Annotated in this window: 22 protein-coding genes; 7 read left to right on the forward strand and 15 right to left on the reverse strand. The window is 62.2% G+C overall.

Annotated elements, in window-relative coordinates; translation table 11 throughout:
• Positions 1–22: 22 nt before the first annotated feature.
• From tssG to Q7V20_RS02880, 10 genes are all read right to left on the reverse strand, one after another.
• Entirely contained in the window at positions 23–1,072 is a 1,050-nt protein-coding gene (tssG, locus tag Q7V20_RS02835) for a type VI secretion system baseplate subunit TssG (protein WP_304786963.1), read from the reverse strand.
• Entirely contained in the window at positions 1,072–2,946 is a 1,875-nt protein-coding gene (tssF, locus tag Q7V20_RS02840) for a type VI secretion system baseplate subunit TssF (protein WP_304786965.1), read from the reverse strand. The genes tssG and tssF overlap by 1 nt, the downstream gene beginning before the upstream one ends.
• A 10-nt stretch (positions 2,947–2,956) precedes the next feature.
• Complete coding sequence (gene tssE, locus Q7V20_RS02845; protein ID WP_304786967.1) at positions 2,957–3,463, reverse strand: type VI secretion system baseplate subunit TssE; 507 nt, start codon at positions 3,461–3,463, stop codon at positions 2,957–2,959.
• Positions 3,464–3,473: 10 nt separating this feature from the next.
• The gene (locus tag Q7V20_RS02850) at positions 3,474–4,331 is read right to left on the reverse strand and encodes a type VI secretion system accessory protein TagJ (protein WP_304786970.1); all 858 of its coding nucleotides are present in this window, start codon (positions 4,329–4,331) and stop codon (positions 3,474–3,476) included.
• Positions 4,332–4,342: 11 nt separating this feature from the next.
• Positions 4,343–4,819 (reverse strand): type VI secretion system tube protein Hcp, encoded by a 477-nt coding sequence (locus tag Q7V20_RS02855; protein WP_304786972.1) that lies wholly within the window; start codon positions 4,817–4,819, stop codon positions 4,343–4,345.
• A gap of 111 nt (positions 4,820–4,930) precedes the next feature.
• A complete protein-coding gene (locus tag Q7V20_RS02860; protein WP_304786974.1) occupies positions 4,931–5,416 on the reverse strand; it encodes a type VI secretion system tube protein Hcp in 486 nt (161 codons plus the stop codon).
• A 65-nt stretch (positions 5,417–5,481) separates the two neighbouring features.
• Positions 5,482–6,972 (reverse strand): type VI secretion system contractile sheath large subunit, encoded by a 1,491-nt coding sequence (tssC, locus tag Q7V20_RS02865; RefSeq protein WP_304786975.1) that lies wholly within the window; start codon positions 6,970–6,972, stop codon positions 5,482–5,484.
• A 13-nt stretch (positions 6,973–6,985) separates the two neighbouring features.
• Positions 6,986–7,477: a type VI secretion system contractile sheath small subunit gene (gene tssB, locus Q7V20_RS02870; protein ID WP_304786977.1), complete on the reverse strand. Its 492-nt coding sequence runs from the start codon at positions 7,475–7,477 to the stop codon at positions 6,986–6,988.
• A gap of 56 nt (positions 7,478–7,533) precedes the next feature.
• The gene (gene tssA / locus Q7V20_RS02875; protein ID WP_304786979.1) at positions 7,534–8,616 is read right to left on the reverse strand and encodes a type VI secretion system protein TssA; all 1,083 of its coding nucleotides are present in this window, start codon (positions 8,614–8,616) and stop codon (positions 7,534–7,536) included.
• A 265-nt stretch (positions 8,617–8,881) separates the two neighbouring features.
• A complete protein-coding gene (locus Q7V20_RS02880) occupies positions 8,882–10,639 on the reverse strand; it encodes a methyl-accepting chemotaxis protein (protein ID WP_304786981.1) in 1,758 nt (585 codons plus the stop codon).
• Between the two features lie 156 nt (positions 10,640–10,795).
• On the opposite strand from Q7V20_RS02880, the gene Q7V20_RS02885 reads away from it, so the two are divergent.
• From Q7V20_RS02885 to Q7V20_RS02900, 4 genes are read left to right on the forward strand one after another with little or no spacing between them, the layout of a single operon-like run.
• Positions 10,796–12,313, forward strand: a complete 1,518-nt coding sequence (locus Q7V20_RS02885) for an MFS transporter (RefSeq protein WP_304786983.1) — start codon at positions 10,796–10,798, stop codon at positions 12,311–12,313.
• Positions 12,303–13,172, forward strand: a complete 870-nt coding sequence (locus Q7V20_RS02890) for a M48 family metallopeptidase (RefSeq protein WP_304786985.1) — start codon at positions 12,303–12,305, stop codon at positions 13,170–13,172. The genes Q7V20_RS02885 and Q7V20_RS02890 overlap by 11 nt, the downstream gene beginning before the upstream one ends.
• Positions 13,173–13,205: 33 nt before the next feature.
• Positions 13,206–13,982, forward strand: a complete 777-nt coding sequence (gene gntA / locus Q7V20_RS02895) for a guanitoxin biosynthesis heme-dependent pre-guanitoxin N-hydroxylase GntA (protein WP_304786988.1) — start codon at positions 13,206–13,208, stop codon at positions 13,980–13,982.
• Positions 13,972–14,574 carry an urea carboxylase-associated family protein gene (locus Q7V20_RS02900; protein ID WP_304786990.1) on the forward strand — a complete coding sequence of 201 codons (603 nt, stop codon included), beginning with the start codon at positions 13,972–13,974 and terminating at the stop codon, positions 14,572–14,574. Before gntA ends, Q7V20_RS02900 begins: the two co-directional genes overlap by 11 nt.
• Before the next feature lie 29 nt (positions 14,575–14,603).
• On the opposite strand, the gene Q7V20_RS02905 is transcribed toward Q7V20_RS02900, so the two are convergent.
• Positions 14,604–15,236 carry an MBL fold metallo-hydrolase gene (locus tag Q7V20_RS02905; RefSeq protein WP_304786992.1) on the reverse strand — a complete coding sequence of 211 codons (633 nt, stop codon included), beginning with the start codon at positions 15,234–15,236 and terminating at the stop codon, positions 14,604–14,606.
• Between the two features lie 175 nt (positions 15,237–15,411).
• On the opposite strand from Q7V20_RS02905, the gene Q7V20_RS02910 reads away from it, so the two are divergent.
• The 3 genes from Q7V20_RS02910 to Q7V20_RS02920 all read left to right on the forward strand — a co-directional run bounded on the left by Q7V20_RS02910 (position 15,412) and on the right by Q7V20_RS02920 (position 20,029).
• Entirely contained in the window at positions 15,412–17,061 is a 1,650-nt protein-coding gene (locus Q7V20_RS02910; protein WP_304786994.1) for a restriction endonuclease, read from the forward strand.
• 112 nt (positions 17,062–17,173) lie between these two features.
• On the forward strand, positions 17,174–18,154 hold the full coding sequence (locus Q7V20_RS02915) for a hypothetical protein (protein ID WP_304786996.1): 981 nt from the start codon (positions 17,174–17,176) through the stop codon (positions 18,152–18,154).
• A gap of 438 nt (positions 18,155–18,592) precedes the next feature.
• Positions 18,593–20,029, forward strand: a complete 1,437-nt coding sequence (locus tag Q7V20_RS02920) for an RES family NAD+ phosphorylase (protein ID WP_304786998.1) — start codon at positions 18,593–18,595, stop codon at positions 20,027–20,029.
• Positions 20,030–20,327: 298 nt separating this feature from the next.
• Here the strand turns inward: Q7V20_RS02920 and Q7V20_RS02925 are convergent, their stop codons facing one another.
• The 4 genes from Q7V20_RS02925 to Q7V20_RS02940 form a co-directional block, all read right to left on the reverse strand.
• A complete protein-coding gene (locus tag Q7V20_RS02925; protein ID WP_304787000.1) occupies positions 20,328–21,029 on the reverse strand; it encodes an RNA ligase family protein in 702 nt (233 codons plus the stop codon).
• 5 nt (positions 21,030–21,034) lie between these two features.
• Positions 21,035–21,562 carry a hypothetical protein gene (locus Q7V20_RS02930; RefSeq protein WP_304787002.1) on the reverse strand — a complete coding sequence of 176 codons (528 nt, stop codon included), beginning with the start codon at positions 21,560–21,562 and terminating at the stop codon, positions 21,035–21,037.
• Entirely contained in the window at positions 21,559–22,896 is a 1,338-nt protein-coding gene (locus Q7V20_RS02935; RefSeq protein ID WP_304787004.1) for a DUF3696 domain-containing protein, read from the reverse strand. Before Q7V20_RS02935 ends, Q7V20_RS02930 begins: the two co-directional genes overlap by 4 nt.
• 451 nt (positions 22,897–23,347) lie before the next feature.
• Positions 23,348–23,968, reverse strand: a complete 621-nt coding sequence (locus Q7V20_RS02940; protein WP_304787006.1) for a TetR/AcrR family transcriptional regulator — start codon at positions 23,966–23,968, stop codon at positions 23,348–23,350.
• Between the last annotated feature and the right edge of the window lie 18 nt (positions 23,969–23,986).

The raw sequence follows: 23,986 nt of genomic DNA on the forward strand, positions 1-23,986 counted from the left end.
CTTTCAGTCTGATCGTTTGTGTTTAAGCGGCGGCGCGGGGACCTTGCGAAGGTCGTCGCCAGGATTCAGGGTGCAGGGTGAGCGAGTCGGCGTGGCCAGCCTGGCGGCGCTTGCCGACCCAGCTGGTCCAGCCCAGGCGGCCATTCAGGCCGGGGCGCGTGGCGGGCACGTCGGTGCTGCGCAAGTGCAGGCGCACGTCCCAGTCCAGCTCCATGCTGAAGTACTGGCGCACCAGCGCGGTCACGCCCGCCATGGCCGGGCCATCGGGCAGGAAGGCTTCGTACTGGGCCAGGCTGAGCGGGCCGATGTGGATGCGGAACTTGTGCTGCCGATCCCACACCTTGCCGCCCAGCACGGCGCCTGATCCCAGCTGCGAGCTGATGCCGCCGCCGCGCTCCATGCGCGTGCGTTCGCTGACCGGCAGCGTCATCCAGTGGCCGACGAAGGTCTCGATGCGCACGCGCTGGCGCAGGTAGCCGCTGAGCAGCGATTCCAGCCCTTCTGCATTGCGCACCTGGCGCGACAGTTGGCCCGCGAAGTAGAGCTTGATGTGATCCGGGGCGGCATCGCGCTGGCGCCAGGTGGGTCCGCCAATGCCGACCAGCGAGCCCACGTAGTCGGCGAAGCGGTCCTGGTTGGGCCGATCCAGGCTGACGGTGGGCTGGGCCTGCGCCCAGGCACGGTAGAACAGCAGCAACAGCCGGTGGTGGAACAGGTCGGCGAAGCGCGAGAAGGTGTGGTCCCCGCGGTGCAGGATGCGTTCGCGCGCGTGCTCGGTCAGGTGCAGTGGCAGCGGGCCATTGGGGCCGAACAAACCAAAAAAGCGCACCTCCAGGCGAGGCATCGCGCCATTCACGCCGTACTTGAACGAGGACAAGGTGCTGGGCGCAAAGCCCAGGTCGGCCGTCTGGCCCAGGCGCAGCGGTTCATCGGCCGGCTTGCGGGCCGTGCCCAGGCGCGGCTTGCCGGGGTGCGCCGCTTCGATCCAGCGCAAGGCGTGGAAGAAGTCGTAGCGGTACGGCTCCGCAGCCAGGGCCGCGAACGGATCGCTGGGGCGCAGGTCGGTCGTCATCAGATGATCGCCCGGGTGCCGACACGTGGCACCCAGCGTTTGATGTCACCGCGCGACTGCGAGCGCAGCGTGGTTTCGGTGAAGGCGTTGATCGAGACGTGCCGCGCGAAGAAGTTCTCCAGCACCGAGCCAAACAGGAAGGCGCTCAGGCCCTGGAAGGCCATTTCGTCCACTTCCAGGTTGATGGCCAGGCCGCGCCCGAAGGTGATGGGCCCCGGCATGGGCAGGCGCCGAACGATGGCTTGCGTGCTGACCGAGCGCAAGCCTTCGATCTGCTTGAGCATGCCGCCATCGCCGTTGTCGGCGTACAGGGTGAGCAGCTCGCGCAGGGCGGCGGCGCCTTGGTGCGCGTCGGTGTCCAGCAGCGACAAGTAGTTGAGCGACAACTGGTTGACGAACTTCCAGGCGATGCCACCTTCACGCAAGGCCGACAAAGGTTTGGATGGCCCCTTGATGACGCGGATGGCCTTGACCGGTGCCGAGTCGTCCAGCGTCAGGTCGCTCTGGCCCAGGCCCACGGGCATCAGCAAGGGCAGGTCGCGGTTGGTGCACAGGGCGCTCAGGCCCAGTTGGCGCAGGTCGCCGGGGTAGGGCGCCTCGCGCGGGTCGACCAGCGAGATGTACAGCTCGGTGCCCACGTAGGACGAGCGCGCGCCGTTGCGCTTTTGCGTGGTTGACAGCAGGCGCGGTTCGCGCTGGATGGCGTAGTAGGCGTTGTGCTGGCGGTCTTCGGTGTGGAAGGCCGCGTAAAACGGCAAGAAGCGCCGCTCGCTGTCGATGCCCACGCCATAGCCGTTGACTTCCAGCAGGTCGTAGATCTCGAAGTCCATGGGCCGGGTGCGGTCCACCAGCACGTGGTAATCGTTCTGCGTGGGCGTGACGTGGATGCGGTCGCAGCGACGCTCGAACAGGTTGATGGCCGGGGTGCAGTTCAAGGCCAGGTTGCTGGCATCGACCACGCTCTCCAGCGAGGCATCGGCGCGGTCGAAGAGCAGCACGATCTCTGCCTCGGTGCCGCCTTGCGCGCGCAGCGCGTCGCCCACGCCCTTCAGGTCGAAGAACAAAAAGCGCTGCGGAAAGGCGAAGTATTCCTGCAGCAGTCGGTAGCCCGAAAAGCCGCGCAGGCTCAAAGGCAGCAGCGCGTGCTCGTCGTCAAAGCCCACGGGCTGCACGGTGGTGGCGGGCAGGAAGGTGTGCTGCGTGCTGCCTTTGCCGCCGGGCATGACCAGCGCGCCGATGGTGCTGCCCAGCACGCGTTCATGCAGCTTGTAGGCGATGTCGTCGCTGCCGCTGAAGTGCAGGCGCAGGTCGTTCAAGGCCAGCTGGCTGAAGTTGACACCCGCCGTGGTGCGCAGCTTCAGGCGCAGGCCGCCCTTGACCTTGCGGCCCACGGGCAAGGTGGACAAGGGCAGGTCGGCCGCGTAGCTGAAGTACTCGACGCCGGTGATCTCCAGCGGCCACAGGGTCACGTCGTGTGCGGTGCGGAACTGGCAGGGCGTTTCGTCCTTGGCCACCTGGCTGCCGCGCATCGGGCTGCCCCTTGGCACGGTCACGCCGCGCGCCAGGTTGCTGTCGCCCAGGTCGGGCTGCAATTGCGCGATCAGCATGGCCGGCGTGGGTGCCAGGAAGTGCGGGTGCACGATCTCCAGCAGGCGCTGGGTGAAGCGCGGGAACTCGGCGTCCAGCTTGAGCTGCACGCGCGCGGTCAGGAAGGCAAAGCCCTCCAGCAGGCGCTCCACATACGGGTCGTTGACCTCGATGCCATCGATGCCCAGGCGGCCGGCGATCTTGGGAAACTGCTGGGCGAACTCGGCCCCCATCTCGCGCAGATGCTGCAGTTCCTGGTTGTAGTAGCGCAGCAGTCGCGGGTCCATGGGGCTCTTCTTACCTCGTCAGTTCTTTGATTTCAACCTGGCCCGATTCCAGGTCGACTTCGGTGCGCAGCATCAGCTCGAAAGGCACGGGCTGCGCCCACAGGTTGCAGGTGATGCGGAAGCTGATGACGTTGTGGTGGTCCATCGTCATCTCGTCCATCAAGGCGCTGACCTGCAGGGTGGACGCCATGATGCGCGGCTCGAAATCCAGCAGGGCCTGGCGCACTTGCGCTTCCAGGTCGATCACGTCCAGGGTGGAGGCCGTCTCGCCCGACAAGGTGGGCAGCCCGAAGTTGAGCACCGAGCGTTGCACATGCGGGTGTGCGGGCCAGTTGAAGTCGCCCGACATCTGCGTGCAGTTGAACAGCCAGGCCAGGTCGCGCAGCACCGCTTCGCGCATGCGGTTGCGGGACATGACCCGCATCTCGCGCGACTCGACCTGAACGTCGGGGTTGTCGTCCATCAAGCGGTCCAGCAGCGCGGGCTGCAAGCGTTCTTGTGGCGTCTGCTCGGCCATGGCGGCGTGCTTACTCGGCCGCGGCGGCCGTGTCCGTGGCGTCGGACGGCGTCGCGTTGAAGGTGATGCTGCGCAAGTCCATCAAGGGCAGGTCGCCCTCGTTGGTGGTGAACAGGCGCTGGCCCAGGCCGGTGTAAAAGCCCGGCAGGGGCTCCAGCCAATCGGTCTTGCGCGACAGGGCAATGAGCCCGTCGGTGCTGGCCTCCGAGCCCGCATAGCGCGTGGGGATCAGGCCCACCGATTCGCCACCGTTCTCGAACACGAAGTGTGCAGGCATCCACACGGCGTCGCGCAGGTCTTCGGGCGGGTCGATGGTGAGCGCGCTCAGGCGCGCGAAAGGCACCCAGTAGTACTTGCCATTGATGACGGCCTCGATGACCGGGCCCAAGCGCATGTCGGCGTCGGCGATCCACTCGAAGGCCTGGGCGGTATCGCCCTCACCCACGGTGCCGCTGACGGCGGGGGCTTGCTCAAACGCCTGGTCACGCAGCGATTTGGCATCGGCGTGCTCGCCCTTGCCTTCGCGCAGCAGCGCTTCGATCAGCAGCGCCAGCCAGGGCTCGGGCTGGCCAAAGATCATGGGCACCTTCAGGCCCTTGAAGACCTCGGCGCGCAGCAACTCGCACTTGATGCCTTCGCGGTAGGTTTGCGCCATGGCCAGGGTGGAGGCATCCAGCTCGGTGGCCACGTTCAACTGGTTGAGCGCACGCTCCCACTGGCCCAGCACGCACAGCAGCTGGAACAAAAAGACGCGCAGCTTGGCGTCGCCCGGCTTGCCGCGGATCAGGTCTTGCAGTTGCTTGAGCGCCTGCTGGGGATCGCCCGCGCGCAGGCTGTCTTCGGGGGAGGTGGTGGAAGGTGCGTTCATGTCGGCTTGGCTCAGGTGTTGGGGCCCACATCGGTGGAGAAGTTGGAGCCGCCTTTGCGCGAACCCGTGCCGTCTTGTGGGTAGTAATCGATCGAGATCTTCTGGAAGCTGAGGCTGAGCTTCTCCACCATCTGGTGGGCGGCGCCTTCCACGGTGGCCACGTCATACGACGTGATGCGCGCGTTCTCGATCGTCACGATGAAGTATTCAACAGGCTTGCTGCCGGACTTGCGAACGGTGAGCACGCCTTTCTTGATCAATTCGTTGTTGCGCATGACGGACATCAGGGCCGTCGAGGCGCTGTCCACGCGCTTGGTGATGTTCAGGGCATCGAGCGCGGTCTTGCCTGCGGCGCCACCGCCACCCATGGCCGAGGGCGAACGCATGCCCCATGACCAGTCCAGGATGTCGATCTCGCCGGCGTGGGCGGTGTCGTTGGCTTCGCCTTTGACCGCGCCAGAGCGGCTGCCATCGACTTTGAAAAACATGTCACCCAGGGACATAAGGAACCTCTGCCAATGGCGTGCGATGGATTCAAACCATTGAAGGGCAAGAGGCTGGCCCCTTGCCCTTCAAGAACACGACGGTCTGATCGAGGATCAGGCGTCGACGTTTTCGGCGATGTTGTAGACCGCGAGGACTTCGCCGCCTTCCTTGGCGCCGGTCTTGTCTTGCGGCTGGTAGGCCACCTTGAACTTGGCGAAATTCAGCGTGACGTTTTCAGTCAGGCGGTCTTCACCACCGCTGCCGCCGGTGCTCACCGAGGTGATCAGCACTTCGGTCAGGGTGATCTTGAGGTACTCAAGGGGCTTGTCGCCGGCCTTGCGCACGATCAGGGTCGCTTCTGGGTAGTGGGTGCCTTTGCAGCACGCCAGGATCAGGTTGGTCGACGACTTGTCGATGTACTTGGTGAACGACAGATCCTGCACGTTGACCTTGCCCGAACCAGCGCCGCCGCCGGTGTGAGCCGAGCCAGAGTTGCTCATGCCCCAGCTCCAGGCCAGAACGTCGATGAGGCCCGCGTGGGTCTTGTCGCGCGATTCGCCCTTGACGTCGCCGATCTTGATGAACATGTCTACAGCCATGGTGTGCTCCTAAATTGAAAGTGGTGTTGAATGGATGAACGTCTGGAAAATGGCCTCAGGCCCGATCAGCCCGCCTTGGCGGAGGGCAGCTTCGAGACCAGGCGCAGGGAAACCGTCAGCCCTTCGAGCTGATAGTGAGGACGCAGGAAGAACTTGGACGAGTAGTAGCCAGGGTTGCCCTCGACTTCCTCGACGACCACTTCCGCAGCGGCCAAAGGCTTGCTGGCCTTGGTCGACTCGGAGGAGTGCGCAGGATCTCCGTCCACGTACTGCAGGATCCAGTCTTGCAACCAGCGCTGCATGTCGTCGCGTTCCTTGAACGAGCCGACCTTGTCGCGCACGATGCACTTGAGGTAGTGCGCGAAGCGGCAGGTGGCGAACAGGTAGGGCAGGCGGGCGGCCAGGTTGGCGTTGGCCGAGGCGTCCGGGTCGTCGTACTCGGCGGGCTTTTGCAGCGATTGCGCACCGATGAAGGCGGCGAAGTCGCTGTTCTTCTTGTGCACCAGGGGCATGAAGCCGGCCTTGGCCAGTTCTGCTTCGCGGCGGTCGGCGATGGCGATTTCGGTGGGGCACTTCATGTCCACGCCGCCGTCGTCGGTCGGGAAGGTGTGCGATGGCAGGTTCTGCACCGCGCCACCCGATTCGATGCCGCGGATGCGCGAACACCAGCCGAACTCCTTGAAGGAGCGGTTGATGTTGGTCGCCATGGCGTAAGCGGCATTGGCCCAGGTGTACTTGTTGTGGTCGGCCGCGCCAGTGTCTTCCTCGAAGTCGAACTCTTCGACCGGGTTGGTGCGCGAACCATAAGGCAGGCGCGACAGGAAGCGGGGCATGGCCAGGCCGATGTACTTGGCATCGTCCGACTCGCGCAGCGAGCGCCAGGCGGCGTACTCGGGCGTGGAGAAGATCTTGGTCAGGTCACGCGGGTTGGCCAGCTCTTGCCACGATTCCATCTGCATGGTGGTGGGCGAAGCACCAGAGATGAAGGGCATGTGCGAAGCCGCGCAAACCTTGGCCATCTCGGACAGCAGCTCCACATCAGGCGGGCTGTGGTCGAAGTGGTAATCGCCGACCATGGCACCGAAGGGCTCGCCACCGAACTGGCCGTACTCTTCTTCATAGACGCGCTTGAAGATGGGGCTTTGGTCCCAGGCGGTGCCCTTGTAGCGCTTGAGCGTCTTGCCCAGATCGGCCTTGGAGATGTTCATCACCCGGATCTTGAGCTGCTCGTCGGTCTCGGTGTTGTTCACCATGTAGTGCAGACCGCGCCAGGCGCCTTCCAGCTTCTGGAAGTCTTCGTGGTGCATGATCAGGTTGATCTGGTCGGACAGCTTCTTGTCGATCGCGGCGATCATGGCCTCGATGGATTTGATGACGTCGTTGCCGATCAGCTTGGTCTGCGACAGCGCTTGCTGAGCCAGGGTCTGGATGGCCGTCTCGACGGCGCTCTTGGCCTCGTCGGTCTTGGGCTTGAATTCCTTTTGCAGCAGCGAAGCGAGGTCGCTGCCTTCCAGCGTGGCGCTGGCCAGGGCCGAGTTCAGTTGGGTTTCTGCCATGAGGTTCTCCAGGTTACTCGGCGGGCTTTTCAGCGCTGCCCAAAGTGGCCAGCAGGGCGGGATCGGCCAAAACCTTGGCGATCAGTTCTTCGGCGCCGGTCTTGCCGTCCATGTAGGTGACCAGGTTGGCCAGCTGTTGACGGGCGTCCAGCAGCTTGCTCAGCGCATCGACCTTCTTGGCGACGGCGGCGGGCGAGAACTCGTCCATGTTGTCGAACGTCAGGTCGACGCTGATGTTGCCTTCGCCGGTCAGGCTGTTGGGCACCGAGAAGGCCACGCGGGGCTTCATCGACTTCATGCGCGAGTCGAAGTTGTCGACGTCGATTTCCAGGAACTTGCGGTCGGCCACGGGGGCCAGTGGCTCGGCGGGCTTGCCCGACAGGTCGGCCAGCACACCCATCACGAAGGGCAGTTGCACCTTCTTCTGGGCGCCGTAAAGCTCCACGTCGTATTCGATCTGGACGCGCGGCGCGCGGTTGCGCGCAATGAATTTCTGGCTACTCATGATCACCTCCGGTCAATCTGGGTGGGGAAGGGTTGGTTATCGTCCGAAGCGCGTCATCATTCGACGTCTTCGGATTGGATGCTTTCAGGATCGACGCCCATGATGCGGGCCACCTCGTTGAGGGCGTCGGGGGCCAATTCCCGCATCAGCTGCAGGAAGTTCTTGTTGATCAGGCGGCGGGCACGGCGCAGCAACAACTGGGCCGGGTTGGTGGGCTCGGTGCGCTCCAGGTAGTCGCAGACCATGTCGATGGCCCTGAGCGCGTCGGCGCGTGAATCAACGGCGCCGCTCAGGCCTTTGCCCGAGGCGCGTGGTGCTGAGCCGCCATCACCGGACGAGGCCTGGGCGCCGTCTTCGGCGTCGGCCCCGGCTTCATCGCCTGCACCAGCGGTGGGCATGACCTGGTTCACCATGCTGAACAAGTTGTGCAAGGGGCGCACATCGGGGGCGCGCTCGATGCCCACGTGGTCGTTCAACAGGCTGCTCAAGGCCTTGAGGTTGGCCAGGGCGGCGGTGACTTGGCCGGGCAGCTCGGCGTTTTGCGCGGTGGCCGCGGCCAGCATCTGCTCGACCTGGTGGCGGGTCATGGGCGTTTCGCCGTCGCGTGGCGGGTACTTGCCCATCATCACTTCGATGTCGCGCACGCGCAACTCGCCGATGGATCGGTTCTGGATGACGAGGGCGCTGCGCACGTCGCCCACCATGCCTTCGACTTCGCCCAGCAGGGCCAGCACGTTCAGGCGCGCGTAGGCGTCGCCATCATCGGGGTCGGGTTGGGGGTGCAGGGTGTCCCAGAAGCGGTCGAGCAGGCCGAGTTGCAGGCGCAACGCATCGGACACCGCGCGGAAACCGTTGAGCTGGATGTGGGCGCGGCCCCAATGCATGGCCACGCGCAGGTCGCGGGTGCGCTCGAAGAGCGATTGGCTGATGTCGTGCACCTGGCGCCAGTCGGGCGGCTCGGCCGGGGCGAACTGGGTCTCGGGCTTGCCGGTGGCGGCCTGGGCCAATTCCAGGAAGGTGTTGTCGTATTCCAGATCCGCGCCGCATGGGGCGTCTGGATCTGGCAGCGGCTCAAACCAATCGTCCACGATGGTTCGTTCGCCAGTGCTGGATGGGTGGAAGTCTCCCGATTCACTCATCTCGTCAACCTATTGAATTCACTGCTGAGGAGCATGAGTGTCTACGAATTGGAGGCCCTGCTGTGACAACTTTGCAAAAGCTATTGAGATTTTTCGCTTTGGCGTTGCTGTCCGCAATTGAACGGTGATTCTGGGTGGATGTTTTGCGCGCCGTCAAGATGCAAGCTAGGGGGGTGTTGCTAGAGGTAACACCTACATGACAACGCCCCGCCACCGGCTAAGCGGTGGCGGGGCGTGAGAGGGGTTGAGCAGTGCGGGGCGGCGCTTAGAAGGTTTCCCAGTCGTTGTCCGACGGGGGCGCGGCGGTTTTGCTGGCACTGGCGGTGACCACCGGTGCGCTCATCGGCGCGGCCGGTTTGGGCAAGGCGGCCTTCACGGGGGCCGGTTTGGCCGTGGCGGTGGAGGCCGGGGCGGGTGTGTGCCGGGCCGTGGTCTGCGCCTTGGCGATCACCGTGCTGGCTTCAACATGGGCGTTCACCGGGGCGGCGGCCACCGAGGGCTTGGCGGCGTGGTGGCTGCCCAGCTTGAAGGCCGACACGGCTTGCGCCAGGCGGCCGGCCTGGTCTTTCAGGCTTTCGGCGGCGGCGGCGGATTCTTCCACCAGGGCGGCATTTTGCTGCGTCATCTGGTCGAGCTCGGTGATCGACTGGTTGACCTGGCCGATGCCGGTGCTTTGCTCGGTCGAGGCCGCGCTGATCTCGCCAATGATGTCCGACACGCGGTTCACGCTGGTCATGATCTCGGTCATCGAGTTGCCGGCGTCTTGCACCAGCTTGGAGCCCGAATCGACCTTCTCGGACGAGGCGTTGATCAGGGTCTTGATTTCCTTGGCGGCCTGCGCGCTGCGTTGGGCCAGCGAGCGCACTTCGCCCGCCACCACCGCGAAGCCACGGCCTTGTTCGCCAGCACGGGCCGCTTCCACGGCGGCGTTCAGCGCCAGGATGTTGGTCTGGAAAGCGATGCCATCGATCACGGAGATGATCTCGGTGATCTTGCGGCTGGCCACGTTGATCTCCGACATGTTGGACACCACTTGCGAGACGATCTGCTCGCCGCGCACGGCGGCGGTGGCCGCACCCGAAGCCAACTGGTTGGCCTGGCGGGCCGAGTCGGCGCTCTGGCGCACGGTGCCGGTCAGCTCGCCCATCGAGCTGGCGGTTTTCTCCAGGTTCGAGGCGGTGTTTTCGGTGCGGTTGGACAAATCCAGGTTGCCGCTGGCGATCTCTTGCGAGGCCGTGGCGATCGAGTCGGTGGCGTTGCGGATCAGGGTGATGGTGTCGCGCAGGCGGGTGGTCATGTTCACGACCGAGGCGCGCAGCGAGGTGCTGTCACCAGGGTTGGGGGCGATGGTCAGGTCCAGGTCGCCTTCGGCGATGCGGCCGACCAGGTCGCGCAGGATGGTGGGCTCGTCGCCCAGGTCGCCCCACACCGATTTGACGATGGCTGCCGAGGCCACGCCCAGCACCGTCAGCACGATGGCACCGGTGACGACCGACACCCACAGGCTGGTGTTGACCCCGTGCTTGGCATCCGTCTGCGCGGCAAGGATGGCCGCTTTGGCCTGCGTCTTGCGCGTGTCCAGCAGCTTGCTCAACACGGTTTGCGACGCCTGCATCTGCGCCACCAGGTCACCGGGGGGCGCCTGGGTCAGCAAGGCCCGCGTGGCGCCAATGGCGGCGGTCTGGTAGGCGTTGTAAGCCGTGCCCAGTTCTTTGGCCACGGCATCCTTGCCGTCCAGCTTTTGCATGGAGGCCAGGGCCGCCTGGGCGCTGGCCACCATGGGGTCGGTGTCCTTGATGCGGTCAGGATCGCCTTCGGCGGCGGCCGTTTGCAGGGTGAGCCGCAATTGCTCGAAGCTGCGGTCCACGGCCAGCACGTAGTCGCTGTGCGGGCTGTCAACGGCTTCCAGATGCTGCAGGCCACGCGAGGTTCTCTCCCCCACGAAAAAACTCAGTGCGACGCCGACGACGAACACGGCCCCCGCGCTGAGGGGCAACATCCAGATCTTGGTGCGGAAATTCATTACTTGTGCCTCCGGGCATGCGCCTTTATCAGGCGCAATTCATGGGTGATCCATGACGCTATCGGCATCTTGGGGCGCAAGCTGAAGTGGCAAAAGCCGAAAATATGGGTTCGGTGCCGTGCATTCTGTGCATTCAGGCCTCCCTAGAATCCCGGGATGAGTTTTCCCGCCGCCGTTGCCAAGCCCCCCACCACCCGCCGCCTGATGTTTTGGGTTGGCCTGCTGTATTTCTCGGAGGGTTTGCCGCTGGGCTTGTTCTTCGACCTCTTCCCGGTGCATTTGCGCCAGGCGGGGGTGGGCCCGGCCGAGATCGGGCTGTTGAGCCTGCTGGGCCTGGCCTGGACCGTGAAGTTTCTGTGGGCGCCCCTGGTGGACGCCTGGCGGCACCACCGGCTGTGGATGTCGGCGGCCAACCTGGGCATGGCGGCCGTGCTGGCCGCGCTGGCCATGAACCCGCAGGCTTTGGGACAGGGCGAGACCTGGCCCTGGGTGTTGCTGGCGGTGTTCACCTTTTTGTCGGCCACCAACGACATCGCCACCGACGGCTACACGATCGAGCAACTGGCGCAGGGGCAGTATGGGATCGCCAACGGCCTGCGCATTGGTTTTTACCGCGTGGGCATGCTGGCGGCTGGCGGGCTTCTGGTGGCCGCGGGCTGGATGGGCACGCCCGGACAACCCAACTGGGCGGCGGCCTACGGCCTGGGCGCGGTGCTGATGCTGATGAACGGCGTGGCGGTGCTGCTGGCGCCCAGGCAACCGCCCCGCGCGGCCCGCCCCGAAGGCGCCTCGGCGCGCGAGTGGCTGGTGCTGCGCCAGCAACCCCTGTGGCTGTTGGCCCTGGCCCTGGTGATGGCGGGCCTGCTGTGGCCAGCCTTGTCGCCGCTGGGCAAAAACTTTGAGTGGGCCTGGGTGCAGGCGGTGTCGGGCACCTGGTGGTTCAAGGGGGCCGTGCCGGTGGGCTTGATGTTCGCGGGCGCGGGCCTGATGGTGACGGCGGCCCGGGGCCCACAAGCCCAGGCCTTGGCCGACGGGCCGGTGTTTGGCGCCTGGGTCAGCCTGCTGGCGCGGCCAGGCATGCTGGCAGTGTTGCTGTTCATCCTGCTGTTCAAGCTGGGGGATGCGGCCATGGGCTTCATGGTCAAGCCCTTCTGGGTGGATGCGGGCTTCACGCCCGCCCAGATCGGCTTGGTCAGCGTGAACGTGGGCCTGGGGCTGTCGATCGCTGGGGGGCTGGTGGGCGGCTGGTATGTGGACCGCGCGGGCATCTTCAAAGGGCTGTGGGTGCTGGGGCTAGCCCAGGCCCTGTCCAACCTGGGCTACGCGGCGGCGGCCTGGTACGTGCCCCACGCCCTGCCGGGCATGGTGGATCCGCAATACCAGTTGGTGGTGTACGCGGCCAGCGGCCTGGAGAGCTTCACGGGCGGTTTGGGCACGGGCGCGTTTTTGGCCTTTTTGATGGGCATCACCCACAAGGCGCGGGCCACCACGGAATACGCCATCCTGTCGTCCATCTTCGCGTTCTCGCGCGCGGTGGCGGGGTGGGCGGGTGGCCTGGGTGTGGAGCAAATGGGCTACTCGGCCTTCTTTTTCCTGACGTTCTGGCTGTCTTTCCCAGCTTATTTGATACTACCGGCGGTGCGCCGTATGCTGGATCGTGCCGATGAGCGTTGATATCACCATGGATGAACGAATGAAGTCTGGTCAGAAGTTGCGGGCGGCGGTGTTGCTGCTGCCCCTGTTGGTGTGCGGTGTGGGTGCGCAGGCGCGCGAAGGCGTGGAGGTGGGCCCGCAATCCAGCTTGTCGCGCCTGGTGCCAGCGGACCAGGTGGAGCAGATGGCGGCCCAGCAGTACGTGAAGCTGGCCTCCCAGGCCAGGGCGCAGAACGCCCTGCTGCCTGATAACCACCCGCAGGTGATCCGCGTGCGGGCCATTGCCCGGCGTTTGATCCCCTACACGCTGGAGTGGAACAAGCGCGCTGCGCAATGGCGCTGGGAAGTCAATGTGCTGCAGTCCAAGGAGATCAACGCCTTCTGCATGCCGGGCGGCAAGATCGCGTTCTACACCGGCATCCTCGATCAATTGAAATTGAACGACGACGAGGTGGCCATGATCATGGGCCACGAGATGGCCCACGCTCTGCGCGAGCATGCGCGTGAGCAGATGGGCAAATCGGCCGCCACGGGCTTGGGCGCCAGCTTGCTGTCCAGCCTGCTGGGCCTGGGCAGCACGGGCGACATGGTGCTCAATGCAGGCCGCAGTCTGCTGACCTTGAGCTTTGGCCGCAAGGATGAAACCGAAGGCGATCTGGTGGGCATGGAGCTGGCCGCACGCGCGGGCTACGACCCCCGTGCGGGCTTGACTTTGTGGAAGAAGATGGGCGAGGCCAGCAAAGGTGCGCCGCCGCAGTTCTTGTCCACCCACCCGGCCAGCACCACGCGCATTCAGGACATCCAGGCCAGCCTGCCCAAGGTGATGCCGCTGTACCAGCGGGCTGAGAAACCCGCGCAGCGGTTTGATCAGGCTCGGTGACCGTGGTGGGTACGCCAACTGCTCAAGCAGGGCATGGCTTACACCAACCCACACCCCAGCAACCGCCCCTGGAATCCCTTGCATGCCCATCGTCCGGCCACGAGGTCGAAAGCGGCCGACGACTTGGCCGCGCACGAGCGCCTGAAGCAGAAGATCCTGGATCCTGGCTTCCCCTGCGTTGCCGCACGTTCGGTCATCAATCGTAAAACTTATCGATTTGGCCACTACCCCGCTTTGGGGTCTTCAGAAGCGGCGGTGGCCATCTGCCATGACCTCTACGAGTTCCTGCATGAGCTGCCGCCGGGGCAGGCGCGGTTCAGCAGTTTCTTCGCGATGTTCGAGGGGCCGCTGGACCTGACCGAAGTGCAATTTGAAGCCCTGCTGTGGCGGCAACTCCAACTGGTCCATGAAGTCGATGCGCAGCATTTCAAATGGGATGCCGCAGTCAGCACGGATCCGGATGATCCGAAGTTTTCATTCAGCGTGGGCGGGCGGGCTTTCTTCGTCATTGGCTTGCACCAGGGGGCCTCGCGCTTGGCGCGGACCATGGCGCAGCCTTGCCTGGTTTTCAACCCGCATGATCAGTTCGAAACCCTGCGGGCCGAAGGTGGCTATGAGCGATTACAGCAAGTCATTCGCCAGCGCGACATGGCCTATCAGGGCTCGGTCAACCCGGTGCTGACGAACTTTGGCCAGCAGGCGGAGTCAAGGCAGTACTCGGGGCGCCTGGTGCCCAGCCAATGGAAGTGCCCCTTCCACCAGGCGCTTCAGAATAGCCAGGCTTCACAACGGGTTCCTCATGATGACTGAACACCACTGCGACCACCACGCCCGCATCGCGCCACAGAGCGGCACCGGCTTCCATTTGAAGAAGGGGCAAACGCTGCGGATCATCGACCCCATGGGGGAGCAGGTGGCCGACTTGTTCTCGGTGAATGAGCATGATCATCGCTGCACCCTTTCATCTGGCCGCAGCCTGGACTATGCCGGCAAGATCTACCTGAGCAAGGGCGATCTGCTGTACGCCAACGACAGCCGCGTGATGTTCACCATCCTGGACGACCGCGTGGGCAAGCACGATTTCTTGCTGACGCCCTGCAGCCAGGAGATGTTCGAGATCCTGTACAAGCACGTGGGCCACCACCCCAGTTGCTTTGAGAACCTCAGCCAGGCCCTGGCACCGTTCGGCATTGAGCAGGCCCAGATCTCGACCACTTTCAATGTCTTCATGAATGTGAACATCCACGAAGGTGGCCGCATGACGGTGGACGCGCCAACCTCCAAGGCCGGAGACTTCATCGACCTGCGGGCCGAGATGGACATGGTGTGCGGGCTGACCGCCTGCTCGGCCGAGGGCTCGAACAATGGCACGTTCAAGCCCATTGACTTCATGATCTTCTGACGGGGCTTGGGCGCCTTTCGCTCGTTCGTTCAGACCAGGTAAGGGTTGTACTGGCGCTCTTCGCCCAAGGTGCTTTCGGGGCCGTGGCCGGGCGTGAAGGTGACGTCGTCACCCAATGGCAGCAGCTTGTGCTTGATGGCGTGGATCAGGTGGGCGTGGTTGCCTTGGGGGAAATCGGTGCGGCCGATGCCGCCGGCGAACAGCACATCGCCCACGAAGGCGTGGCGGGTGGTGGGCTCGAACAGGATGACGTGGCCCGGCGTGTGGCCGGGGCAGTGCACCACTTGCAAGGTGCAGTGGCCGATCTGAACCGTGTCGCCATCGGTGAGCCAGCGCGTGGGGGCGAACTGCTCGGCTTGCGGAAAGCCGAACATTTGTGATTGCTGGGGCAGGGCATCGATCCAGAACTGGTCGCCCGGGTGCGGGCCTTCGATGGGCAGGGCGTGCTCGCGCGCCAGGGTGCCGGTGGCGCCTGCGTGGTCGATGTGCGCGTGGGTGAGCCACAGGGCCTTGAGGTTCAGGCCCAGGGCTTTGATCGGGGCCATGAGGGAGGGGATGTCGCCGCCGGGGTCGATCAGGGCGGCGTCGTTGGTTTCATCGCACCAGACGAGGCTGGCGTTCTGGGCGAATTGGGTGACGGGGATGGTGAGGCGGTGGAACATGGGGAGCGACAAGGAAGCTGAAAAACAATGCATCGAACTGGATGGCAATGTATCGAACTTCTTGCCGACAAGGGCGATCACTCGTTGACCGCGGTGCGGTTCATAAGTCATAGCTTGTGGGCGTAAGGCACAAGAATGGATTGTGCTATGTTTCAATTTGTACGAAACGACAGCGTTGGCTAGCAGCCTGGATTTCGAAAAAACAAAGGGAGCGGCGATGGCACGTAGGAGCGGGTTCGAGTCATTCCTGAAGGCAGCGGCACGCGCCTCTGCAACGGCTGAACGCGAGCGGCAGCGGGCCGTTCGAAATCAGTTGACCCAGGCACGCCAGCTTGAGCGCCATGCACGCATGGCACGTAATCAGCAGATTCGCGACATGCGGGAAGCCGACAAATTGGCCAAGCGAGAGTACCTTGAGGACCGGATTGCCGAAACGTCCGACCTCAACAGTGAACTGAGCGATCAGGTAGAAGAGCTTGGCGGCATCCTTGCGCACACCTTGGCTGTGAACGACAAAATCAACTTCAACGGTTTGCGACGCACCGAGACCTTTGGCGCGTTCAAGCCGCTCGCCGATACGATTCCCGGCGAGGCGCCTGCGAAGCGAACCGTTGCGGCGCCTTCTGGGCTGTCGAAGTTTTTTCCAGGTAGCAAGCGAAAGTACCAAGAGAACTTGGCCCAAGCTGAGCAGGACTTCAATGCAGCTTTGGTTAAGTTCGAATCGCAAGAGCACGCCAAGCGCGAAAGACTGGCAGCGTTGAAACAGAACTACGAGGAGCGCAAGAAGCAATACGAAGCAGAGCAGCAAGGGCGCAATGCGGAGGTTGATGCGTTCGAGGCCTCGTACATGAGCAAAGACGTGGACGCCGTGGTCGCTTACAGCGAAATGGTTCTGGCGCGATCCGAGTACCCAGCCGAAGGTTTTCCGCAGAAATATAAGGTGGCTTACAACGCCCAGTCTAGCGAGCTGGTGGTGGAGTACGACCTGCCGGAACCTTCTGTGGTGCCCAGGGTGGCCGAGTACAAGTATGTGAAAAGCAAGGACGAGATCGAGACCAAGGCACGCAAGCCGACCGAGATCAAACAGATTTACCAAGATGTCGTGGCGTCGATTGCCTTACGCACCATCCATGAGTTGATGGAAGCCGACCAGGCCGACGCCGCAGTGTTGGTGACGTTTACCGGGGTGGTGGACACGACCGATCCTGCCACAGGCCGCCCCATCAGGGTGCCCGTGATATCGGTACGTGCGCCTAAGGCCGACTTCACAAGCATTCGCCTGGACAAGGTGGACAAAGCGGCTTGCCTCAAGAACCTGGGTGCCAAGGTGTCGGCCCGGCCCGACGAGTTGCAGGCCGTCAAGCCCCTTGTTGAATTCAACATGGTCGACCCTCGCTTCATCGATCAAGGCGAAGCGCTGTCCGGCCTGGAGTCTCGGCCCAATTTGATGGACATGACACCATCTGAATTTGAAGTGCTCGTGGCCAACCTGTTCGGCAAGATGGGCCTGGATAGCAAGCTCACGCGGGCATCGAGGGACGGTGGCGTGGATGCTGTCGCATTCGACACGCGGCCCGTGCTGGGAGGAAAGGTGGTGATCCAAGCCAAGCGCTACAAGAACACCGTGGGTGTTGAGGCCGTGCGCGACCTGTATGGGACGATGATGAATGAAGGTGCCAACAAAGGCATTCTTGTCACGACCAGCAGCTACGGGGCGGATGCGTATAACTTTTCGAAGGACAAGCCTGTCGAGTTAATCGATGGGGGCGGGTTGTTGTTCTTATTGCGAGAGCATGCGGGTGTTGCGGCACGGATTGCGGTTTGAGTGAGTTGCCCGAAAGACCTTTCAGGTGGGGTTGGTCAACTTTCGAGTCGGCGCTGTCGATGCGGGCAGAATTCAAAAAATTGATGGCGGCTCTGGCTCGCGGCTTGCGTCCATGAAAACTTTCCTCGTACTTGTCGGCTTGCCCCTGGGCACAATTCTCTACATCGTCCTCAATGTACTCATTGTTCGTTGGCTCATGAGCACTGGGCGAGAAATCGCAAGTGCCACTTTCCATTTTCTAAAGCGCTTCTTCCGGATTCAGTTTCAGTCGCTGTCGTCTATGCGGATCTGGACAACGGCTACTTTGCAGTTTGCGGCGATAGCGGTTCTCGCTTTGCTTTTGCAGCAGCCTCTTCAATTGCTTGCGCTTGCTAGCCTTCTGTTGGGCTATGTGTTCTTTGTCTCGGCGCTCTCCCTTTCATTGCTGGCTCAGTTTCCCTACTTCCGGAAGGCGTCGAACGATGTGATCGTTAAGCTTTGCCTGGTTGCACTGCCAGTCTTCTTTGGGTTCATTGCAAGGGGATATGCGTCTTCGTGGGTCGGAGAGGTCACCGGCGTAAGTGCCTCCAACGGCGGTAGCGCCGTCTTTGCTGCTACAGCTTTTCTCTTGTGCTTGGTAGCCGCTGCGTTGCTTGCACTCTCGGCCTTGGTATTTGAGCTTGCCATGTTGGCCTCCTTGGTCGTTAGTGATAAACGAGGTAGTTACAAGGTGGGACTGATGCTCCTGGCTGCCGGTAGCTTTGTCGGAACCTATGGCGCCGCATATGCGGCGATACAGCTACCAAGTTCGCGATTGGGGAATCTTTTGCTTGCCGCTGTGGTGTACGAATTCGACGCAGGTCCCGCAATGCATTGCGATTTAAGCAAGGAAGAGAAGTCAATTGCGACTGGGGACGAGCCTTTCCTGAAAGCGCTGTATCTGTCTACATCACAAGAAAAGGCATTGCTGGTGAAGCGTGGGCCTGCCCTCTTCAGGCCTGTTGTATTACGCAATTTGAAGGCAAACGACGCAAGCTTGCTGCTTCAGCCGTTGCGTATAGCTGAGTGTTTTAAGGTGACAGTGACGCCGTCACGGACCTCCAAAGCATCATAAGCATGTGATGTCCAGCTTCCTTGCGCTGTCCCGATGTTGTCGCGCTTTCCTTGGATGGGATGTGTCGGAAATAGGGCCTGTTCTCGGGGAGAAGCCGTCATTTGTCACTCATCGATGACGGACCGCTTGAGGCTGGTTGCTGACGGTCGCGGCCGGATTGGCTTGCAATGTTCAGGTGCCCACATCGATCATCCGGGACTGCGACTTGGGCGCGACAAAGCAGGCATTTGCTTCGCCTGAAGCCACTTGAGCAGTCCTGTAATTTCCTCTGCACCGCACCAATCCGCTCTAGCGGATCAGGGATGGCCCGTCCATCCGCGGCTGATCAAACGGCACGAGCTAGTAGCAGTTGAGCGTCGTCGCGAGCACCCAGCGAAAAGAGGGCCTCGCGGCTGGCAGACTAGCTAATCCGCAAGTGGGCAGTGAAGGAGGGCCGAGATGGTGAGCAGCGAAGACATTGAAGAGCTAAAGGCGAAGCGCATCTGCTTTCAGTGCGTCGGTGAGGCGTACCTCTCCGACCAGATGGAACGCGATGGCGCGGTCGCACAGTGCGCGTACTGCCAGGAGACGGAAAAGACATTCTCTGTCGGCGCCCTGGCTGACCGCATCGAGTCCGCGTTCGAGGATTACTACATCCTGACTCCCGATGAGCCGGACACGTGGGAGGAAGCACTGATGTCGGATATGGAGTCGGGCTACGAGTGGGAGCGCGGCGGGGAGCCTGTGGTTGATGCGATAGAGAACGCGGCCGGAGTTCCGCATCGTGCGGCGGAAGACATCCAGGCGATCCTTGATGACCGGCACAACGATTTCGACTTGGCCTCTGGGTGGGAGGACACCGAGTTTTCTTCGAAGACCTACTACGCGAAGAGGGGAACAAGAATGTTCGCCTGGGAGGAGACTTGGTGCGCATTCGAGCACTCGCTCAAGACCGAAGCACGGTTCTTCAGCCGTAATGCGACCGTGCATTTGGCGTCCGTGTTCGGTAACATCGACAAATTGAAGACTAGGAAGGGCCGCTCACTCATTGTGCAGGCAGGGCCGAAGCGTGTGCTTAGCCATCTGTACCGCGCGCGCGTCTTCCAGTCAAAAGACAAGCTCCAAGAGGCGTTGTGTCGACCGGATCAGCATCTCGGTTCTCCTCCGACGCGGCTAGCCAGCAGCGGCAGGATGAATGCTCGCGGCATCTCGGTCTTCTACGGCGCGACGGCTTCGCGCGTGGCGATCGCAGAAGTTCGTCCGCCAGTGGGCAGCGCGGTCGCCGTCGCAAAGTTCGATATCACTCGGCCGCTCCGCCTTCTTGACCTCACCGCTCTGGAGAACACCTGGGACGATGGGAGCATATTCGACCCGACCCTCAAGGACCGACTCGAGCGCGTGGAGTTCCTCCAGTCGCTTGGGGACCGGATGACGCAGCCAGTTATGCCCGACAACGAGGCCTTCGACTACCTTCCAACGCAGGCCATCGCCGATTTCCTCGCAACGCAGAACGAACCGCAGCTCGACGGCATCGTCTTTCGCTCCGTGCAGGTCAAAGGCGGGCGTAACGTCGTACTCTTCCACAAGGCCGCGCGTGTCGAGGTTATCTGGTTCCCGGAGGGCACCGTGATCGAAGCGGACAGCATCCTCTACCACGTCAACGAATATGCCCCCCCGCCGTCTAACCGTTCGCCTGCGAACGATCATGACGACTGGCTTGGCGGGCAGCCATTCCTGGGCCCGAGCTACCACTCCCGTGATTACGACTTCCGAGATGTAGCCCTCCGCGTTGATCCTGCGTCCGTCACGGTAAATGAAGTTGACTGGGGCAGTTACCGCTGCACCGCATACAAGGTCTCGCGGCATCGACATGAGAAGCCCAAGCCTAAGTTCTGAAGCGAATTCTCGTGTCAGTAGAGACGCACCGGTCCTTCTGAGTCTTTGGTTCGTCCCCATCCCGATGGCTAAGTGGGCCGGGCCATAGTGATGTGCGAGCGCTTCATCATGAGCACAAACGAGCGCCAGGCCAGCTGTCGTTGGCGAGCGGCAAGTTGTCCTAGCTCAACCCGCTCGCGGCCGAAGAACTGAAAGACGCTTCTCGCTGCAGAGAAGGCATTCGACTTCGGGCAGCTGATGACTACTTCAGGCTGAAGGTGGTCGGTTGACCTCGCGCGGCGAACTCTCTAAGTCGGGTTCATCGTTCAGCTTCGCTTGAGAAATACACCCGATTCCATTCGATTGCGCGTTTGCGCCAATGGGTCTCGATGGCCTGCGTGAAGTCTGCGCGGACGAGCTTAGCCCTTAAGTCACACCACTGCGCAGATTCCCGGCGAATGACTACGCCTTCTAGGGGCCCCTCACGATATTGGCTGGAGCGTGTGGCCACCAGTTTTTTCAGTGAGGCGGTGGTGTACCGCCCGAATGCGACCTGCGGCACCGTAGCCAGCCTTGCCGAATGCGCCAGCGCATTGCGGCGTTCGCTGCTCCAGAAACGACCTGCGAACCGGTCATACACATCAAACAGCAAGAACCAATCAGGCAGTGCAGCGTAGTCCAGTGTATGACGCGCAGCACACCACTCGCCAAACACAATGATGTTGGGCGTCAGAACGCAGCGCAGCGCTTCGCCATGCTGGGCCAGCCATGCGGGGAGCTTGGCGAACTGCCCAGCGTGGGGCTCGGCCAGATACTGGCCCCGGTTTTGGGCGCGCAGGCTCCCATCCGGCGCCAGAGAAAGACCCAGATTTGCGCCATCCAGCTTTTCTTCCACCACTACATTGCTTTCCAGCAAAGCTTGCACGTCGGTAGGCGAAAGCACTTTGTCATCGCGCGGCGTGTCATGACCTAGCCAGGCCAAATGGGGAGTGTGGGGAAATCGAAAGAAGTCTCTATCCATTGCATTCAGCCCGGCAGCTGGGGGATAGGTTTCTCCGGGAACTTATTGCAATAGAACTTGCAGACGTCATCCGCACACAAGAAGTCGACCTCAACGCCTTTGGCCCGAAGAGCAGGCCACCAATCCAGCCATTTGCAGTCTGCCGCCTGCCAGATCGAGGGCTTGTGTTGATGCGCATGGGCTACGGCCGCGAACTTTCGATCAGGAGCGTCGAACAATGGCTCCAAAGCTGGATCCGGGAATTCGGCAAAGCAGTTCTTAGTGTTTTCGTTCAGGGTGACCTGCTCGACCTTTTTCGAGCCTGATTCCCGCAGCAACCACTTTAAGAAAAGATCCCCAGGCCCCCTGGCCGGTTTGAGGCTGGTCTTGTTCTGATACTCACCTAAGATGCGGAAACCATCGTCGATAACGGTAATCCCCCGCTGTTGCATGTCCTGCAGTCGTTTCACGCATTCAATCACGCAGTCAGGTGAAATATCCTCATGCAACCCGTTGGCAACCAAGAGCACGTTGGTATCAATCACCGCTTTCACAGGGCACCGCCTTGCTGGCTGCTTTGTTTCTTGCGCTTCATTGCGGCAATGGTGCGCCCAGCGATATCTGCCATCTCATCGCCGAAGAAATGTTCGGGCCAATTCTCGATCTCGCCAAACATGTTTAGCCTTAGTGGTTCCAGTTCTGTAGTTGCCCCGACGCGACGGCAGAAGTACACCGCCACGTCCTCTGGCTTAACCATTTCTTCGGCCATTCGGCGCTGCAAGCGGTTTAAGAAGTGCTCTGAGTGACTCTCTACAATCAACTGCACGTCACGCGGCTTACCATCCTCACAGGCCTGGGTTGCTGAAATGAAAACGTCAGCCAACTCAGCCTGAACTTGCGGATGCAGGTGGATCTCAGGTTGTTCCATCCACACGGTGGAATGAGGCGGACAGTAGAAGGCCTGCACCAGCGCCGGTAGCACCTGAGAAATGCCAAAACCCACATCGGTGATCTTTACCTCCGGGGCTTTGGCATGGGACTTCACCAGTACCTCGTACTCTTTGCGCCCCACCGCCACGGGCCGCACAGCGAAGTCGTCAATTACCCCTAGGTCCTTAAGCCATGCCGCTATGAATTCGGCAAAGCCTTTGGTGTGATGTCCAGCCTTACGATTGAGGCGGCGGCCTTCCCCCTGTGCCGCCAAAATAGCCGCCACGGCATACTCACCCATTTGCCCAACGCTGGCTGGCATGTCACCTGACCATTGGTAAATGCGCTGGGGATGGCTGCGTAGCGGTCCCAGGTAGGATATTCGTTCCAGCATGCTCTCAGCGGCCAATGCGAAGTCCACCAGAAAACCGCCGTTCTTGTACCGGGCCATGCTGGTGTCGGAAAATCGATAGAATTTTTCGGGCTCCTCAAGTGGCCATTTTCGTCCGTCGGCCATCTTGAAGCCGTAATGCGTAGATGACAGGTTGAGCTTTCGTTTCTCGTCGCGCTCAAGCGCAACGTCAATCACCTCCTTGGTCCCCGACGATAGCGAGTAGCGCAGCGCCTGAACTTCCGGTTGCTCCGCCTTGTTGGCCATCATGGTCACATCCAACCGCATGCGGTCCCCTTGGTAGCGGGAACCGGCTTGCAATGGGTCGCGCACATCCAGAGCTTTGGGCAAGGTCCAACCTAACTCAAAGGAAAGGGCTTGTTTCAGATCGTGGCCATGTAGACAATCTGTGAAGGTGCCCAAATCGATCAGAGATGAGGCATCGCCCAGATGCAGCGCGCGCTTTCGGTCTGTCGAGCGCGCTGTTTGCTGCAAGGCCAGCAAGAGGTGGCCAAGACTACTTTTGCCGGCACTGTTAGCTCCGAAGAGCACGGTGAGAGGCGCCAATCGAATCGGTCCTGTGTCTTTCCAGGCCTTAAAGTTCTTAATGCGTAGGTGAGTGAGCATCGGTACTGATCTCCGTCATTCGTTTGCATCCCTGCGCACGACCGTGGTGCTGAGTGGGATAGTTCTTGAAAACATCTGACGCATCTTCCCAGCGCTGGCCTAGGAGATAATCAGCACTCGCTTTAAGGCGAGAAACTCATGTCCTCCGCTTCCCAGTCGGCGGGAAATTTGGCTTCTCGTTGGCGGCAGTAATGGCCTAAAGCGTGCGGTTCATCTCGCCAGTTTATAGGGCGGGACCCCAAGATGCATTCCTCGCTGGGTCGCGGCGCCACCATTTATATCTGTTGAAGGCCCAAAGACCGCTGTCGCTGCAGAACAGTCTTTGCCATCAAGTTATCGAACTTTTGCTTTGGGTCGACATGAGCCAATGGTGATCAGCCCAGCCTGCGCATCACCCCATCTCGCCCCCGCGCGCCATGCGCCGCACCGCCTCAATGATCGCCGTGTCCATGCCTGGCGATGCCGCCCCACCGGGGTGGCGGAACAGCGACACCCCTTCCAGCAAAGCCATGATCAAAGCCGCGCGGCGTGCCCGTTCCGCACCGCCAATGCCCGGCGCCACCTTGGCCACCGCCTGCTCGATCTCTTTACGATAAGCCAGGTAGAAGCCGTCCATGGCGCTGCGTGCACCCGCATCCCGCGCGGCCAGCGCCCACAGTTCCAGGAAAAGGCGGCAAGCTTGGGGCGTTTGGCCGGCCAGCACGAAGCGCACCAGGCTGGCCAGGTCATGCTCGGCGGGATGCCGCCCGAACTCGGCCAGTGCATCGGCCAGCACGCCCGCCAGCAGGGCCTCCAGCAAGGCCTCACGGGTGGGAAAGTAGTACTGCACGTTGGACAGGCGCAGCCCCAGCCGTTCGGCCACCTGCCGTGTCGAGAAGCCCGCGTAGCCCGCCTCGATCAACTGCTGCGTGGCCGCATGCAGGATCTGAAGCCGCCGCTCGTGTCCCTTGCCGGTCAAGCCCCGCTGGCCGGTCTGCTCGCCCACTTCGGCTGGATGCGGTTGTCGCCCCATGCACACCCCAATCGTTGA

This window comes from Aquabacterium sp., assembly GCF_030652515.1.
Classification (GTDB): domain Bacteria; phylum Pseudomonadota; class Gammaproteobacteria; order Burkholderiales; family Burkholderiaceae_C; genus Aquabacterium.